The organism is Gimesia benthica, from assembly GCF_009720525.1.
Taxonomy (GTDB): Bacteria; Planctomycetota; Planctomycetia; order Planctomycetales; family Planctomycetaceae; genus Gimesia; species Gimesia benthica.
In genome coordinates this window covers 5,449,881-5,466,668 of the sequence record NZ_CP043930.1, presented here as the reverse complement: position 1 = coordinate 5,466,668, position 16,788 = coordinate 5,449,881, and the positions used below count along the sequence as shown (strand labels likewise).

The 16,788-nt window shown below is 52.5% G+C and carries 11 protein-coding genes and 1 tRNA gene; 4 read left to right on the top strand and 8 right to left on the bottom strand.

The window, feature by feature from the left end:
* Window positions 1-47 precede the first annotated feature (47 nt).
* Window positions 48-353 carry a hypothetical protein gene (locus F1728_RS21320; RefSeq protein ID WP_155365766.1) on the bottom strand — a complete coding sequence of 102 codons (306 nt, stop codon included), beginning with the start codon at window positions 351-353 and terminating at the stop codon, window positions 48-50.
* 370 nt (window positions 354-723) lie between these two features.
* Here F1728_RS21320 and F1728_RS21315 point away from each other — a divergent pair, with 370 nt between their 5' ends.
* From F1728_RS21315 to F1728_RS21305, 3 genes are read left to right on the top strand one after another with little or no spacing between them, the layout of a single operon-like run.
* Window positions 724-4,452, top strand: a complete 3,729-nt coding sequence (locus tag F1728_RS21315) for a S8 family serine peptidase (RefSeq protein ID WP_155365765.1) — start codon at window positions 724-726, stop codon at window positions 4,450-4,452.
* Between the two features lie 42 nt (window positions 4,453-4,494).
* Window positions 4,495-4,890 carry a thioesterase family protein gene (locus F1728_RS21310; protein WP_155365764.1) on the top strand — a complete coding sequence of 132 codons (396 nt, stop codon included), beginning with the start codon at window positions 4,495-4,497 and terminating at the stop codon, window positions 4,888-4,890.
* 21 nt (window positions 4,891-4,911) lie between these two features.
* A complete protein-coding gene (locus tag F1728_RS21305; RefSeq protein ID WP_155365763.1) occupies window positions 4,912-5,220 on the top strand; it encodes a putative quinol monooxygenase in 309 nt (102 codons plus the stop codon).
* Between the two features lie 6 nt (window positions 5,221-5,226).
* Here F1728_RS21305 and F1728_RS21300 read toward each other — a convergent pair whose 3' ends face one another.
* The 5 genes from F1728_RS21300 to F1728_RS21280 form a co-directional block, all read right to left on the bottom strand.
* Complete coding sequence (locus F1728_RS21300) at window positions 5,227-8,364, bottom strand: tetratricopeptide repeat protein (protein WP_155365762.1); 3,138 nt, start codon at window positions 8,362-8,364, stop codon at window positions 5,227-5,229.
* Window positions 8,365-8,672: 308 nt separating this feature from the next.
* The gene (serS, locus tag F1728_RS21295; RefSeq protein WP_145190109.1) at window positions 8,673-9,953 is read right to left on the bottom strand and encodes a serine--tRNA ligase; all 1,281 of its coding nucleotides are present in this window, start codon (window positions 9,951-9,953) and stop codon (window positions 8,673-8,675) included.
* Window positions 9,954-10,180: 227 nt separating this feature from the next.
* Window positions 10,181-11,926: an amidohydrolase gene (locus F1728_RS21290; RefSeq protein ID WP_155365761.1), complete on the bottom strand. Its 1,746-nt coding sequence runs from the start codon at window positions 11,924-11,926 to the stop codon at window positions 10,181-10,183.
* Between the two features lie 274 nt (window positions 11,927-12,200).
* Window positions 12,201-12,410 carry a hypothetical protein gene (locus F1728_RS21285; RefSeq protein WP_145043124.1) on the bottom strand — a complete coding sequence of 70 codons (210 nt, stop codon included), beginning with the start codon at window positions 12,408-12,410 and terminating at the stop codon, window positions 12,201-12,203.
* A gap of 273 nt (window positions 12,411-12,683) precedes the next feature.
* A complete protein-coding gene (locus F1728_RS21280; RefSeq protein WP_155365760.1) occupies window positions 12,684-13,661 on the bottom strand; it encodes an NAD-dependent epimerase/dehydratase family protein in 978 nt (325 codons plus the stop codon).
* A gap of 185 nt (window positions 13,662-13,846) precedes the next feature.
* Here F1728_RS21280 and F1728_RS21275 point away from each other — a divergent pair.
* Window positions 13,847-13,920: transfer RNA gene (locus F1728_RS21275), tRNA-Val, on the top strand.
* A 620-nt stretch (window positions 13,921-14,540) separates the two neighbouring features.
* Here the strand turns inward: F1728_RS21275 and F1728_RS21270 are convergent.
* A complete protein-coding gene (locus tag F1728_RS21270; protein WP_155365759.1) occupies window positions 14,541-14,975 on the bottom strand; it encodes a hypothetical protein in 435 nt (144 codons plus the stop codon).
* A gap of 349 nt (window positions 14,976-15,324) precedes the next feature.
* Window positions 15,325-16,788 carry a DUF1501 domain-containing protein gene (locus tag F1728_RS21265; RefSeq protein WP_155365758.1) on the bottom strand — a complete coding sequence of 488 codons (1,464 nt, stop codon included), beginning with the start codon at window positions 16,786-16,788 and terminating at the stop codon, window positions 15,325-15,327.

Genomic DNA, 16,788 nt, shown 5'->3' with positions numbered 1-16,788 from the left:
TAACTTTAGTGAGCGCGACGGAGAATATCGAAAAAACAGGCGTGAACTCAGCTAAGCGCTGGCGGCCCCCGAGAAACATGGGTTTCGTCTCGATCGGATTCGTTGATGTGATATTCAACATCAAAGAGGGGTGAGCTTAGGTGGGAAACTTCAATGAGCAGTTCCACATCCTGGATCAGCGGCTCTTCTTCACCGGATTCTTCGTTTTCTTCAAACTCAAATTCAGAGAAGAACCAGTCCTGACTCTCACCTTCAGACTGCACAAGAGCAGGTCCGCCCAGAAACAATACGATGTCGAGTGCAACAATGGCACAGCAGAGAAACATCAGGGCATGGCGGGCAGTCTGAAACATTCATAAAAGGTATTTTACCCGATTCGATTTGTCAATTATTTCTTGACAAATTTATCTGAATTCAGGGAAGCCCCCGCAGGGTAATAAAGTTCAGAATTTAACCCTAAGTGCTTTGCGAGTCATGATTAAATCATATTTTCCTCGGTCTGTGGTATTCACATTCACCTCTCATCATGTGAGAATATGAATAACTTCAACAAAATGTAACCTATATTAAAGTGTGGTCTTATAGAGAAAGCTTAACGATCATGCTTTATCAAGTGTGATCCAGGAGCCCGATAACTCGACACGACCCACCTGCCTGCTGAATTCCAAAACATAATCATTTTACAGGACCTAGTGTCCTGATGCTCGAAAGCTTGAGGGACGGATGAACTTTTTCAATTTATCTCGCTTGTCGAAATACACCCTGATCCTGACCATCATGGCCGCTGGTTTCAACCAGTTTGCTGCCCCGGCTGACGCCCAGTTGAAAGAAGAACTCTGCGACTGCTCGCCAGAGTTGACCGTGCTGCTGCGGGTAAACGACGTCCGTCGCACCGCGGACCTGGTCAAGAAAGCGGGTGGAAAAATTGTTTACGACCCTAACCTGGGAATCGGTAATGATATTCCCTTCCTCGTGGTCAACCTCCCCCCGAGCAAATTGAACGACAAGAAGTTTATTGATTCTCTGAAGCTCCCCTCGGGAGTCATGGAAGAGATTTTGCCTCACAAAAACACACCTCAGGGTGTACTGGAACCAACGCCGGAACAGCCAAAAGTTCCTGAACTGCAGGATGTCCCTGAAGCCGACTTCGATTCCCTCTACGTCCCGCTGGACGACATCAAAGTCCCCGCACTGCGGAAACGCGTCGCCGGTAAAGGTCTGGGCGAGGGTACGATTGTAGCGATCATTGATACCGGCATCGATACGAGCCACCCCGTCTTTCAGGATCGCGTAATCTTCTGGGATGATGCCACCCGCGAAGGTCGTTCTCCCCTGACCCGCGTCCGTCAACTGGATGGCAAAATCGAAATTGAAGATCGGAAATTTGTCGCCCTGCCGGAACTGATCAAAGAAAACGAAACGGTCTTCTTCGGTTATATCGATGAAAAGAAACTCGGTTTTCAGCAGGGAGACCTCTGGACAACCCTGGGTCGTGAAGGGGTTGATATCAACCGTAACGGCACCAAAGATGACAAACTTCTGGTTGCGGTCGGGCTGATTCCTAACCCGATCCTGAAAAAAATCGAAGAAGAAAAGAAGGCAGAAGCAGAAGAACGAGCCAAAGATCCCGAAGCCCCCGCAGTCGCCCGCAAGCCGGATCCGACTATCCATGATCTTCCCAAAGAGTATGCACTGGCGTTCGTCGACGTGGACATGGACGGCAAATTTACTGGGGAAGAAGCAAAAACAGCAATTATTGATTTCAACACAGCCCGTAAAATGCAGAAAGACGGGTTGAAAGTGCCTTATCAGAGCATGCTGGAATTTCCGTCACGTACGAAACGGATCGCCTATCCGCTGTTGTTCCGTCCTGATTCCAAAAAGCAGATCACCGAAATTACCGTGGCCTTCGATCAGCAGTCACACGGAACCCATGTGGCCGGTATCGTTGCCGGTAGTGGACTCCAGATCGAAGGAGCCGCCCCGAAAGCAGAACTGATGGCAATCAAGGTCTGTTCGGGACGCAGTTGTACCGACCAGGCAATCCTGCGGGGCATCATCTCGGCCTTCTTTAATCCACAAGGCTATGTCCCCGATGTGGTCAACATTTCCCTGGGTAGTCATGAAGGTTATCTGAAGCGTCCCTTGAGCATCCTGTTGCAGGACCTCTCGGCGAAATTCGGAACCACCTTCTTCGTCTCCGCCTCAAATGATGGCCCCGGCTATCGTACAATCAACGGGTTGGGAGGTTCCAGCCCTGCCGTATTTGTGGGTGCCCATGTGTCGGCCAATACTCTGATGGAACACTACCGCCTGGCCGAAGGGGTCAAAGCCCCGGAACACGGGCTGCTTTACTTTTCCTCGTTAGGACCTTCCTACACAGGTGAAATGCGACCTAACGTCGTAGCCCCTGGTTCAGCTCTGTCTTCGACTCCGTTGAACTCGGATGGTTCCAGCATGTTTAACGGAACCAGTATGTCGTCTCCGATTGCCGCCGGTGCCGCTGCTGCCATGCTCTCCCTGATCAAGGCTGACAAAGAATATGCGGAGGTGCTGGAACGACAGCAGAAGAAAATTGAGTCTATCCGTAAGAAATCGTCTGACAGTCGCTATTCCCTGACTTCGCTTGCGTTGAGTATGCGTATCGCACTGGAAAATACAGCGCAGCGGATGACCGGATTTACTTATGCTCAGCAGGGAGCGGGTTTGATCGATATCGATAAAGCCTACACCGAATTCCTGCGACTGGCGAAAGAGACCCTGGATCCCAAGAAACAGTCTGCGGAATTCAGTATCAATCATTATTCCAAATTCAACCGTCTGTACGACCGGGCCAATAACATCGCCGCTCACAAGCGGGTCGACCTGGACCTGAATATTGACGGGGAAGTTTCCGATCAGGGAAGCCTGTTACTGAAGAACACTCCCGCCATCGTGAAGCTGGAAAAAGTTGAAATCCAGGATATCGACGGCTCCGTCGTGACTCTGGATGTCAAAAAGGACAAAGAAAAAATCCCGTTCTCAATTGCCCTGCCCGGTAAGGAAGAGGCACTGGGGAACCAGATCACCCTGGTCCTTTCCAACAGCAGCAAATCATTTTTCTACAGTACCCGTAAACGCCACCTGATGGAGCGTGGAAAAACCTACCTGGCTTACTACACCGTCACTCAGCATGGCGAACGGGAATTCAGCTTCCTGGATGTGGTTCACAAACCGATCGAACTCTCGGACCTCGAAACCGAAGTCAGCCTGCCTGGACTGGGCCTGCGTGACTCCGATCGCCAGGCAGCGTTTGTCGTTCCTCAGAAAACCATTACTGCAGGTGCCTATCACCGCTACCCGATTGCAGTCACCCGACGGGACAGCAGTCTGACCGTCATGCTGGGTTTTGAAGCCAACAGCTCAGGACGTCTGCTCGTCAGCGTATTCAATCCGGATGGAGATGAGATCGGCTACCGTGTGATTCAACAGACCTCGCAGCTGGGGGGAGACCGTTCTAACGCCACCCTGACTGTCTCAACCAAGGAAGAAGGCATCCACGAGGTGCTCGTGAGTACCTTCAGTGGTAACTGGTTGAACGAATCCAAATACGATCTGCTCATCGAAGCACAACGATTCCGCGCCTCGTCCGACGAACTCTCTCTGTCGACCGTCGATTCCGGCAAAGAATCAGAGAAACTGATTACCTACTCCAACTCGTCCAATCAGGTACGCAGCATGTCCGCCAGCCTGGGCAGCCTGACGCGTGTCGTTCCCCAGGATCATTTTCCGATCATGGCCAACTACCGGACGTTCCGTAAACTGGACATTCCCGAGTGGAGACCGGAGAGCGGTGAGAGCCAGACCACAACGGTTCGGCTGACCTTCCCCTCCGACGATAAAAAAACAAAGGGCTTCAGTGGCCGTATCGATCACCGACTGTATAAAAAAGGTGCGGACGGGAAACTGGTCGAAGCCTATAAAGGTTCGTTCTACGGACGCGGAAAATCCTTCAACAATATTCCCCGTCCCGAACCGGGCAAACCCTACGAAACGCTGTATGCCGCTGTGGACACCTACTTCACGGTTCCCTACGACGAAGGATTAAAGGACAGCCAAGGCACCATTACCCTGGAAGCTCTCTTCCCGAGTATCCCTGTCAAAATGGAAGGATCAATCAATCTCAACATCCTGACTGTCGGACGCCCTGATGTTTACATCCTCAAGGTCACAGGTCCCCAGAAACTGATTGATGCCTCTGCTGCCAAAACGGATCCCAGCAGTTCCTCACAGGCGACACTGGAGATTCCCACCAAAATCAATGGTATCTCCAAGATCAAAGTGACCCTGCCTGTGACAGTGACCCCGGATGTCAAATCGACTCTGGCGAAACAGATCATTCGCTCTTACATCAGTGTCTCGACCAGTGATGATCGGATCTCAGATTACATACCGATTGAAATCTCGCAGTAGTCTGCTGAACCAAAACGAGAATTGAGAAAGACAGGCAGCAGCATGCAGGGGCAGCGTCCCAAAATCGGTGAGAGCAAGTCAATCACCTTTGAAGTCACTCCCGAATTGACGATCACCTTCGGCGGTGGAGATACAGAAATTTCCGTACTCTCCACCCCGTCGCTGATTTGGTTTCTGGAGCAGGCTGCGTTACAATTTCTGGAGCCCTGGCTGGAAGCGGACTCTTTGAGCATCGGCACCCATGTGGATATCGAGCATCTGGCTCCCACTCCTCCAGGCGAGCAGGTGCAGTGCACCGCACGGCTCATCTATCAGGACGGTCCGGTGTATCGCTTCAATGTAGAAGCGTTTGCAGGTGGTGACAAGATCGCCAGCGGCCTGCATTCCCGCCGCATCGTACGTCTGAGCCAGTTGGCAAAACGCTTACGAAAACAATAACTCCCTCCAGAAAGCAGTAACATGATTTTTGTGATCGCAGATATCGAAATCGCGGAAGGCAAACAGGCCGCCTTCCTGGAAGCCTTCCACAAGCTGGTTCCCCTGGTCCACGCGGAAGATGGTTGCATCGAATACGGACCGGCCGTGGATGAAGATACCGACATCCCGGTTCAGGTGAAAAACGGCAGCCAGATTGTGACCGTCATGGAGAAATGGGAAAGCGTCGATGCCCTCAAGGCTCATCTCGCGGCCCCCCACATGCTGACCTACCGCGAACAGGTCGCAGACCTGGTCAAAGGGACCACGATCAAAGTCTTGAAACCGGCTTAATCACACTCAGGGTTTCGGAGCTACGAGGGGTAGTTCTACTTCCTCTGGCTCTGTCTGCCCCGCCGGTGCTTCCGGTTGTTCCGGAATCAACGTTCCCGTCAGCTGATACAGGTAAAAGCGGATCATAGGTCGATACGGCGTGTCCGGCGCGTCATCAATGATCTCCTGAAACAAAGCCCTTGCCTGCTCCGGTTGACCCGCTTCAATTTCACAGCGGGCCATGTTCAACTTCAACGGCGTCTGCTGCTGGGCCAGTCCATACTGATAGTTGATTACCGAAACCGCATGCTGAGTAGGCCAGAAGCTGTTGGTGGGAGGTTGAACCAGAGGCAGTGTCTGTAGCACACCTGCAATCCGGGCCTCTTCGTGCTCTCGAATCTCCTGTCGCCAGAGATCAAAGCAACCACGGTAATTACCATTCCCCAGACTGGTAAATGCGGCTTGCGCCCGCCAGGGAATCTGGGGCTGATTCTGTGCATCACGCTGCAACTGCGCTACCTGATTCGCCGCTGCTTCAGACTGACCGACTTCCATCAGAATCGTCGCCTGCAGATTCTGCGCGAGGGGATTCTGCTTCACATAGACCGGGTCATCCAGGTAATGCTGTGCCAGCAGGACAAACCCGTTCTGGTAAGCCTGGCTTGCCAGCTGCAGCCGATCACCGCCTTTTTCTTCCAGCTGCGCCAGTTCCTCAGAAATCTGATTGATCTGCCCCTGCAGTTTCTCAACGTGTTCTGAATAGGCACGCAGACGGGCAAAGGCTTCGTCGTCCATCTGTTCCTGACCTTCTACCATTTCCAGGTAGGCTTTCAGTTCCCGATGTGCCAGATCGACTTTCCGCATATTGGAATAGATCTCAAACAGCAGCATATGAGTGGGAGCAAAGTCGGGTTCAATAATCAACGACTGGTGGTAGGCATGCAGGATCTGGAAGTAACGCATGCGGTCAATTCCGACCTGCTGTCGTTGCTGACCATTGGCGTCAGGGGGAATCAGCAGTTGTGCTTCCAGTCGCGCCAGATAGCTGTAGGCACTTCCCAGGATGCGGTAGGCTTCCGCACTGTTTGGATTTTCGATCAACCCACGATTGGCCAGTTGGATCGCCAGAATCGCAAAGCTGGAGGTTAATTCATGGTTCCCACCTGCCTGCGACATGAGTCCCAGATAATGACGTGCGGTCTGCACATCGTTCTCCAGACTGACTGTTTGAGGCAGCAGGTAGCGACTATAAATCGACTGCGGACGTGCCCAGTCACTGCGAATTTCAGGAAAGTCTTTCTGTTGCTGAAATGCGAGCTCTTTGAAATTCAGCTTATGGGATGCCAGAAATTCGACTGTCTTTTCATTTTCGGTATCGGTGCGATAAAAGACGGCTGTTGCCGCATTAAGGCTGGTCAATTGCCAGTCCGGCGTGGTCAGTAAATCGAAGAAGGTGCGGTAGTCCGGGTTCATTCCCGAGAGTCGCGGCAACACATGGGTCACATGATAATGATTAAAAGTGGACTTCCAGATCTCAGGCTTACCGCTTCCCTGCTGCTCCTTACGCTCAGAGCGGAGCGCCCGGCGCGTTGTGTCGTGTAACGCGATCAGGTCGGATTCCCCGGTTCCAGTAAACAGAGCCAGACGATTATCGACGAAGGATTTCTGATCCAGCCAGATCAACAGGTCGCCCTGCTCCAGTACAAAATGGAAAGGACGATCATCAAGAGACTCTTCCAGGGCGGCACGATAGCCATCAATCGTCCGACTGAGTGAAGGGCTCAAGCCCAAACCGATGGCGTGCCGGGTCACTCCCTGTCCTTGGAAACGTCCGCAGACGACCAGATAGGCCAGGGCGAAAAATGTCAGCACAGTCAGGGCGCGTCCACCCCGTGAAAACAACAGCTCCGAAGTCTCGACACTGTAGGTCTGCCGGAAGTTATCGCGATACCACAACTGAAAATTACGGTTTGCAAAGATGGCACACAACACACTTGTGACCACCAGTTCGTGACTGGCCAGGACAGAGAATCCGCAGAAGCCCACAAAGACAAACAACTGCCCCCAGCTCATGCGCGACTGATTCAACACGAAACTCACCAGTGTCAGCAGCATTAGAATAAACGCTGCGACGGCATAATGATTCAGCGAGCTCCAGAACTGGGGAGAGGTCATCGGAAAATACCCCAGCTCTTCCGGTCGCAACTGGCCCTGGAACATGGACTGCATGATGGGATAATCGACTGTGTAATAACTCAGACCTGCCGTCAGAGCATGCCAGCCGGTCGGATTCAACAGTGTCGCAACGAGACTGCCTCCCAGCACCATCCACAAGGCTTTATAATCGGTATCATCATTGAGCACTGAGCGATCCAGCATCGCTGCCACGGTTTCACCCAAGGCATATAACAACAGTAGCGCAATCCCCAGCACCACTCGTGAATCCATATTAGCCCAGACAAGAAACAGCGGGACCAGAGCCCAGAGTGCGCGGGGAGAATTCTGCTTCTGCCACGCCGATAGACAATACAGGGTCAACACAACGCCCAGTATCGTAATGATCTCGGGCGTGACCGTGAGTTGTGGAAAACAGGCAATCAGAGCCAGCACCGCGAGTATCGAGCCCCACCACGTGGAAATCTCCCGCTCACTCTGCCGGACAATGAAATAAAACGTCACTCCGACTAACAGGACTTTCAGGAGCGTTAAACCAGCCCCCCCCAGTACGCCATAGACGGCGGAGAGTGACAGGTCAAACAACCAGCCGTTGTTGTGCCAGGGACGATCGGTGGCCGTATAGGAGAAAACATCATTCGCGGGTGGCCAGAAGCCGTGGCTGGCCAGGTACTGTCCCGTTTTGACATGCACCAGGGTCTGGGTATCCGTGATATAGGTTGCTGCAAACAGACAGGCCAACAGAATCGCGGCCCAACGCAACATGAAGTCGCCTCGGATCGCTTCGTCTTCGACCAGTTCCGGGGTCAATGGTTCCCATTCGGGCAGACCTTCTTCCACAGGATCCTGGGAATTTTCCTCATCAGTCTGACCAGCCTCCCCGGCGGGTGTTTCTTCCGAATCCTCGGGGCCCTGATTCTGATCAGCAGCGTGCTCGGAAGCGTCGGGAGTATTGTCTTCAGGCAAATCTTTGTCTGGTTGATCGTTCACGTAAATTCTCTGGATCTGAAACGGGAATAGAAACAAACAGCGAACCACACGCCGAGATCAGATGGGGCGGGTCTGTACAGATCCAGACCGTTTCGGACAGCACGATAATCCTGTCCGATGATGGAGTCATGTACTCGGTCTAACTTACCCTGTATTCCTGACAAATAAACCCGAAATCGGTCTAAATCCAGTAATAATCAGGATCTAAATCAGGTCCGCCCCTCTGCAGGGAGACCTTGTCCGTTTGCAAAGTCACCCTGCTTTACTACGAGTTCTGAACTGACCGCGTTTGTTCCAAAGTGGAAGATTTAACCGATCCGCTCTTTTCCGACCCACGGACGGAGTACTTCCGGAATCAGAATGGAGCCGTCTGCCTGTTGGTTGTTTTCCAGCACTGCGATAATCGCCCGGGCGATTGAAACTGCGGTCCCGTTCAGCGTGTGAACGAATTCGGTCCCTTTCTGGCCGCTGGATTTGCAGCGGGTCCCGAGTCGGCGAGACTGGTAGTCGGTACAGTTAGAGGCGGAAGTCACTTCGCCGTAGTCGCCGGCATCGCCTCGACCGGGCATCCAGGCTTCCAGGTCGTATTTACGATAAGCGGGTGCTCCCAGGTCTCCGGTGCAGGTATCGACCACGCGATAATGCAGGCCCAGTCCCTGGAAGATCTCTTCTTCGATCCGGACGATTTCTTCGTGCATCGCATCAGAAGCTGCATTAGTGGGCTCGGTGAAAGCAAACATTTCGACCTTGGTAAACTGGTGCACGCGATAGATACCACGTGTCGCTTTACCGTGTGCGCCCGCTTCAGTACGGAAACAGTGTGACAGCCCTGCGACTTTGCGGGGCAACGTTTCCCGATCCAGAATCTGATCTTTTTGCGATCCCCCCAGAGTAATCTCTGCAGTCGCAACCAGGCTGAGGTCGGTGTTTTCGACAGAGTAAATCTGGGTTTCATCGCCGCGGGGATTAAAACCAATCCCTTCCAGAATCTCTTTCCGCGCCAGGTCCGGCGTGCTGTGCAGAATGAATCCTTCCTGCACCAGCTTCTGCATGGCATACTGGCAGAGGGCCATTTCCAGCAGAACCGCCTCATTTTTCAGGTAGTAGAAGCCATGTCCCGCCACCCGCGTACCGGCTTCGAAATCGATCAGATCATGTTTTTCAGCCAGGGCCACGTGATCCAGGGGGGTAAAGTCGAAGGCGGGCTTCTCACCCCACAATCGCACAACGGTGTTCGCCTTGTCCTCTTTCCCAATCGGGACATCCGGATGGGCCAGGTTGGGTACCCGCGCCTGCTCGGTTCGCAGTTCGGTTTCGACTTCCCGCAGTTCGATATCGATGGCAGATACCTGCTCTCGGAGCTCTTTGCCCTTGGCAATCAAAGACTGCTTCTCATCGTTGTCTGCGGCTTTCGGAATCTGGGAAGAGACCGATTTCTGCTCCTGACGAACCTGATCGCCTTGAACAATCAGCTCCCGGCGACGCTGATCCAGTTCGGTCAGCCGTGCCAGATCGACTTCAATTCCCCGATTACGACAATTCTCAAGAATCGCTTCCTGATTCTCGCAGATGAACTGCAAATCCAACATAAGAAATCAATTACCCCGTCAGAGTCCTGAAATGAGTCAAATTCCGATACGTACGGTCTCTCTCCTGAAATAGAGATCGCATCATATCTCATGACAATTTTAATGTCCAAGGGTAACGCTTTTTCGATCCGAAAAATGAAGATTCAGCCCGATTTACGGTCAGTCATCAGGACATCTCAGAACGAATATACCCGTTGTAGCGGTTTCAGAGAGCATTCCCTGACAAATCAGGTTCCACTGTCTTGCGCTGCATCGTAGACGACTTTTCCGTCCAGAACCGTCAGCAGGGGTTTGATCTGCTTGATCTCTTCCTCAGGACAGGTCAGATAGTCCCGATCCAGTACGACCAGGTCAGCCAGCTTGCCCGGTTCCAGCGTCCCCTTTTTATCCTCTTCAAAACTGATGAAGGCTGCATCGCTGGTCATGCAGCGGAGGGCCTCTTCCCGGCCCAGTTTCTGCTGAGGACCGTACACGTCCCCGTAGATATCTCGACGACTGACCGCGATATACAACGCCAGAAACGGATTGAAGGCGTTCATCGAATGATCCGGATCAAAGCCGTTCATGTGATCGCTGTTGATCGCCACAGGCACACCGGCATCCACAAACATTTTGAGACCCATGAAACGGTTCACCCACGACGGACCATAAATCTGATTGATGGCATCGGCATCGCGATAGAACAGGTAGGTCTGCGTATCGTAACAGACCCCGAGATTGCTCGAACGCTTGACTGACTCGTCTGAGGGGAAGTAGGCATGCGTGATACAGAACCGACGCCCCTTGACGGGCAGCCGCTGATTCACCTCTTCCAGAGCAGAGAGAATTTCATTCACACTCCCATCCCCGGTCGCGTGACAACACATCTGCCAGCCCAGTTTCTGTCCCTCTTCAAAGATTTCCGCCATCAGCTCACGCGAATAAGCCAGGTCTCCCCGATAGTCGGGATCTTCGAGTACATAAAACTTGATTCGCTTTTCTCCGTAAGGTTCAGAAAGCCGGGTACTCCCCCAATGAATCCCGCCATCTACGGAGATCTTCAGCGGACCTACGCGAACCCAATCGTCTCCGTCTCCGGTAATCAGTCCCAGTTTCTTTGTGAACTCCCGCACCGCCTCGGCGCTCCGCAGCTGTTCGCGAATCGTCATCGTCATCCGCACGGTCAGCTCATTCTGCTCCTTCAACAACTCATATTCCCGATACTCGTCGACGCGCGAGCCCCGCTCCAGGATACTGGTAATCCCGACTGAATTATAAATCGCATGCAGTTTCTTTAAGGCTTCCCGCGTCGCTTCGGGGGGAACGGTTTCCCGCGGAATCAGCTTGCTGATCGCACCGCCGCCCCCTTCCATCATTAAAGGTTTGCCTGCTTCATCAAAAATCACCTTAGCCCCCGCAAGTTTATCTCCCTCTTTTCGAATGCCGATCATTTCAAACCCGCGGGTGTTTAACACATTCTTACGGGCGATATTCATATAGACCGGGTGCGTACTAGAGGCCGCATCCAGTTCAGCCGGGGTGGGACGTCGACGTTCCTTCAGCCGCGTAATATCGGTGCGGGGAACGGTGATCCAGCGTCCCGGGGGCACCTCTTTGACTTTTTCCCGGATCCAGGTCTGAATCTCTGCAACGGAATTCAGTTCCTGATGCGGCTGAATCAACTCTCCGCGGGCCGCCCGTAGAGCATGAACGTGCGACTCAATCAATCCGGGAATCACAGTCTTACCGTCCAGGGAGACCACCTTTGTCTGTTCCCTCTGAAAAGGCTTCATCTCAGCATTACTGCCCACCGCCAGGATTTTTCCGTCGCGTATGGCAATCGCTTCTGCGATCTTTGATTTGGAGTCGAGTGTGATGACCTTCCCGTTTTTGAAGATCAACGTCGCTGTCTCAGCGGAGACCATCGATGTAATCAGGCAGACAAACAGAACCAGGCAGGTGGGACGAAAGCAATTCCGGAACAGGACAGACATAAGCACTCCAGCGGGATGAGATCAGGCGGGCTACCAGCAAGGTCCAGTCTCCATTCCATCAATGGAGACTGATCTATACAGTGTAACCGGCCTCGCGCATAAGGAGCAACAATCCGGGAACGGTTTTCAGCGTAATCCCACACACCATGTCAGTCTGTAAAAAAACAATCTCCTGCGAGTGCTGTTCGAGATGATGGGAACCATCTGCAAACGTCACTGCAGGAGAGATATAACTGAGAATAAATGCGAGTTGCCTGAGCGTTCTGTCCTCAGATCAGGGATTGATCTGTCCCGGGAAGGGCTGCGGGCTTTTCACGTGGTAGCGTGCATATTCATATCGTCGATACAGCCCGGGCTGATATTCGTTGTTGCAATGCTTACCCCGGTACTGATGGTAAGAATAGAGGGGCCAGGGATACGTACTGCCTTTGGCCTGTTTTCCCCGGCTGGTTTCCTGGCATAGTTCACAAAACGAGAGAAACATCCGCCCCCCGCCTGCCTGGGCGCTCTGGACAGAAAGACCTGTTCCCCAAATCCCCAGTAGAACTGCTGATACAAATAATTTTTTCTGGAATCCGTTCATCATCTCTCCCATCCATTGGACCGCATGTTGCCAGGATAACTGCAATATTCGCCATACTACTCATCGGATCAGGAGCGCGGGCGAGATGAGAGCGTGCAGCCGGGATCGAATTCAGAGCGGATTTCCCACTCGAATTCTACGGATGATTCCAGTTTTAACGGTTATTCCTGACGCTCAGGCCAGGCCGCGGACCTGTTTTTTGAACGCGATGATGTCATCCAGGATCGCATCCAGCTTCACGCTTGGTTTGCGTCCCAGTGTCTGCTCCAGCCGACCCAGGTCGGGAATCCGGCGCTGGACATCTTCGAAGTCTTCATTATAGGCCTTGTTATAAGGCAGGTAATCGACTTTAACACTCGGGTTGACCTTAGCGATAATCGCTTCGGCCAGTCCTTTGATCGAAACCGGCTCATCACCGCCAATGTTATAAACCTGTCCGGAAGCAGAATCCAGATTGGTCAGATCGACCACGCAATCCACGATTTCGGAAACGTGTCCAAAGCAGCGGATCTGGGATCCATCATCAAATACGACTACCGGACCGCCGTCCAGAGCCTGATCGATGAAACGGGGAATCACCATCCCATATTGTCCCACCTGTCGGGGACCCACCACGTTGAAAAAGCGGCCGATCCGCACATCCAGACCGTATTTCTGGTGATAGGCCAGTGCCAGAAATTCGTCGATGGCCTTCGAGGCTCCATAAGCCCAGCGGGGGCGCGTCGTCGGTCCGAACTGCAGATCGTCTTCTTCGGTCCAGCGTTCTTTGGGGTTTTTGCCGTAAACTTCACTGGTGGAAGCCAGGAAAAATTTCTGTTTTCCCTGCACGGCGTGTCGCAGCAGCACTTCAGTGGGATAAATATTGGTCTCAATCGTACGTACCGGGTTATCTGCGACCAGTTTCACCCCGACGGCTGCCGCCATGTGATAAATTGTGTCAACGCCCTGCACCATTTCTGCCATCAGCACGGGGTCGGTAATCGACCCGGTCCTGAAGGTAAACTGAGGATGGTCGATAATCGCATCCAGGTTTTTCAAGAACCCGGTCGAGAGATCATCTACGGCTGTAACCTGTTGTCCCTGCTGAATTAATTGTTCACAGAGGTGACTGCCAATAAAGCCGGCCCCACCGGTAACGAGGCAATGAGACATAACGAACTTCTTTCTCGAGATAAGGAAAAAACCGCAGAACGGATAAATTCGGGCCAATGTCAGCGAAGGCTTAAAACAGTTTACACGCTAGAGTTGCATTTCGCTACGAACCTGCCATAATACGAGCGTGTCATTAAGAATGACGCAACAAAAACATCGGATTTTCCGATGTATATTGAAAATCCGGGCGATTAGCTCAGTTGGCTAGAGCATCTCGTTTACACCGAGAGGGTCGGGGGTTCGAGTCCCTCATCGCCCACTTAGGCATTTGCCGTTCACCCCTGACTTGCAGGAACTCCCTGCTTTTCAGGGGTTTTTTATTTTCGCGTGTTCACTTACAGGCCCCACTTGTCGACCAGAATCATGATCAGTAAATCAAACACTGGCTCCGATTAAGGGTTCAGCTCATTCTCGCAATAATTATCAGCCTCTCTCTCGCCTATGAGAAGCTTGTCGAAATCAAGTTCGCCTGACTCATCATGAGAGGACGAGCCCTCTTTCTGATCGCCTGGTTCGCAACAGGTGACGTTGTGAAGCAGCTGGTCTTAAAATTTTTTTTGATGCGCGACAGTACTTCACCTCTGATATCAAGATCGTTTCCGTCGTGATCTTTTAGATCCCGGAAGACCAAATGACAGATATGTGTCTTCTCGAAGATCTTTCCCAGTGCTGCTGCTGTCATTTCCAAAAACCTGTCCATCAAAGCATGGACCGCTTCCAGTAAGACACGGTTTAAAGCTTCAGAGAGCCCATCAATCGCAGCTATAGAATCTTATTTAGAGTAGCCGGCTGATATGCGCGCATAATGTAACTAGATTCAAAAAGTGTTGAGATACACCCTATGAGTTGCGGAAGTGAATCCAGGCATCGAGGTAGGTTTTATTTTTCAGATTGGCCGGCGAGTATCTTCTCTTTCATATCAGCTGCCTTATTCACGAGTTCAAGGTCAGCTTCAGCAGCTTTTACCTTGAGAAATGCCTCGTTACTCTTGAATTCAGCAACTTTTAGAGGGTCCTGGCTGTCGTCGCTGATTGTAAAGTCAACTCGACGCTTCAGTGCCGCCGTCTCTCGCTCTGCCTTGCGACGCTTCAGTTCACGTTCCAGGGATATTTCAATTTCATCGATCTTCTCCTGTATACGCTTTTTTTCCGCTTCCTCTTCACGCCTTTTATCTATCTCTTCCTGCCTCGCCTCTGCTGCAACCCTTTCCGCATCCAGTCGCTTCTGCCTTGCATTCTGAACAGAGGCATACACTATTAATGACACCACCAGTAAAGCACAAACAATGAGGGTGATACTAAGTTTCTTCTTCATAAGGTCCTCCAATTAAAGAACCTATTTAAGCGAATATATGTACAAATATCAATCGTAAATAAAAAAATGCAGCCGGGTCAGGGCTGCGTTGATAGTACGATTAATTGTTTTTTGTTCTCTGCACTCTCAAAGCTGAAGGTGACTAACTTCAATTTCATTATTGACGTCCTTGAATGTTCGGCATTCTTCATCAAGCCCAGCCTGTCCACCGAATGCCAGAATCAAATGATGCGCTTAAATTTCGAACCTGTGCACTCCATTCCATTCGGAAGGTCCTGAATGAGTCCATCCAAGTTTTATTCTACGGTCAACTCAAGCTGAAAATCTCGAACCATTAAATGTTGAATTCTCAAGCCAGCAATCGTTGCACAACCGTCCCTTCCACGTCGGTCAACCGGAAGTCGCGGCCCTGGAAGCGGTAGGTCAGTTCTTCGTGATTCAGGCCGAACAGATGCAGAATCGTAGCGTGCAGATCGTGGACGTGAATTGGATCTTTGGCGACGCCCCAGCCGATTTCGTCAGTTTCGCCGATCGTCTGGCCCCCTTTGATGCCGCCCCCCGCCATCCACATACTGAAGGAATAGGGGTGATGGTCGCGGCCGGTGACTTTCTTGAAATTGACCCGGTTTTCTCCCAACGGCGTGCGGCCGAATTCGCCTCCCCAGACGACGAGGGTGTCGTCCAGAAGACCACGGCGTTTGAGATCCTTGAGCAGAGCTGCAACTGGCTGATCGGAGATTTGAGTATAACGCTCCAACCCGCTGTCGAGTGAACTGTGATGATCCCAGGTGGAGAGGAACAGCGTCACGAAACGCACGCCACGTTCGACCATCCGTCGTGCCAGCAGACAGTTGCGGGCATACGAACCAAGGAAACCGGCTGTGCCGCTCTTCGAAGCCTCGTCACGAGTCACACCGTACTCTTCGAGTGTCGCTTTCGTCTCGCCCGAAAGATCGAGCAGCTCCGGTGCGGTCTGCTGCATGCGGAACGCGAGCTCGTATGCATTGATCCGGCTGGCAATTTCCGGATTCCCCACCTGCTCGAACCGCAGACCGTTTAATTCATTGATCGCCTGCAGGCTCCGCATCTGTGCCGCGGAAGAAACCTGTTGAGGTGTCTCCAGATTCAGAACCGGGCTCCCCTGATTTCGAAAGAGTGTGCCCGCGTATTGCGAGGGAAGAAAACCGCTGGACCAGCTGGAAGCACCGCCAGGCAGGCCGCGTCCCAATGTCGCCAGCACCACGTAGCCCGGCAGGTTTGAGGATTCGCTCCCCAGTCCATAGTTGAGCCACGAGCCCAGTGTAGGGCGCCCCTGCAGATCGGATCCCGTGAGCATCATCAGCTGGCCGGGCAGGTGATTGAACTGCTCACAGTGCATGGAACGGATCATGGCGATGTCGTCCACGCAGGTACTCAGGTGGGGCAGCAGATCGGAAAGCTCCATGCCACACTCACCATAACGTTTGAAGGTCCGCGGGCTCCCCATCAGGCGGGCTGCCTCTTTCTGAATGAAAGCAAACTTGATGTCTTTGAGCATCGACTCGGGCATCGGCTGACCATCGAGTTCATTCAGCTTCGGCTTCGGGTCGAACAGATCCATCTGGCTCGGCCCCCCTTCCATGAACAGATAGATGCAGCGTTTGGCCTTCGGGGCGAAGTGGGCCTGAGGCGCGGAAGTCTCAGAAGCGAGCAGGCCTTCCTCTTTCAGCAGTGAAGCCAGTGCCAGCGTTCCCAGACCACTGGCACCGGTGGCGAAGAACCGCCGCCGATTCAGCAGCGTCTGCTCAGAATGTGACTGTGGTGGAAACAGCAT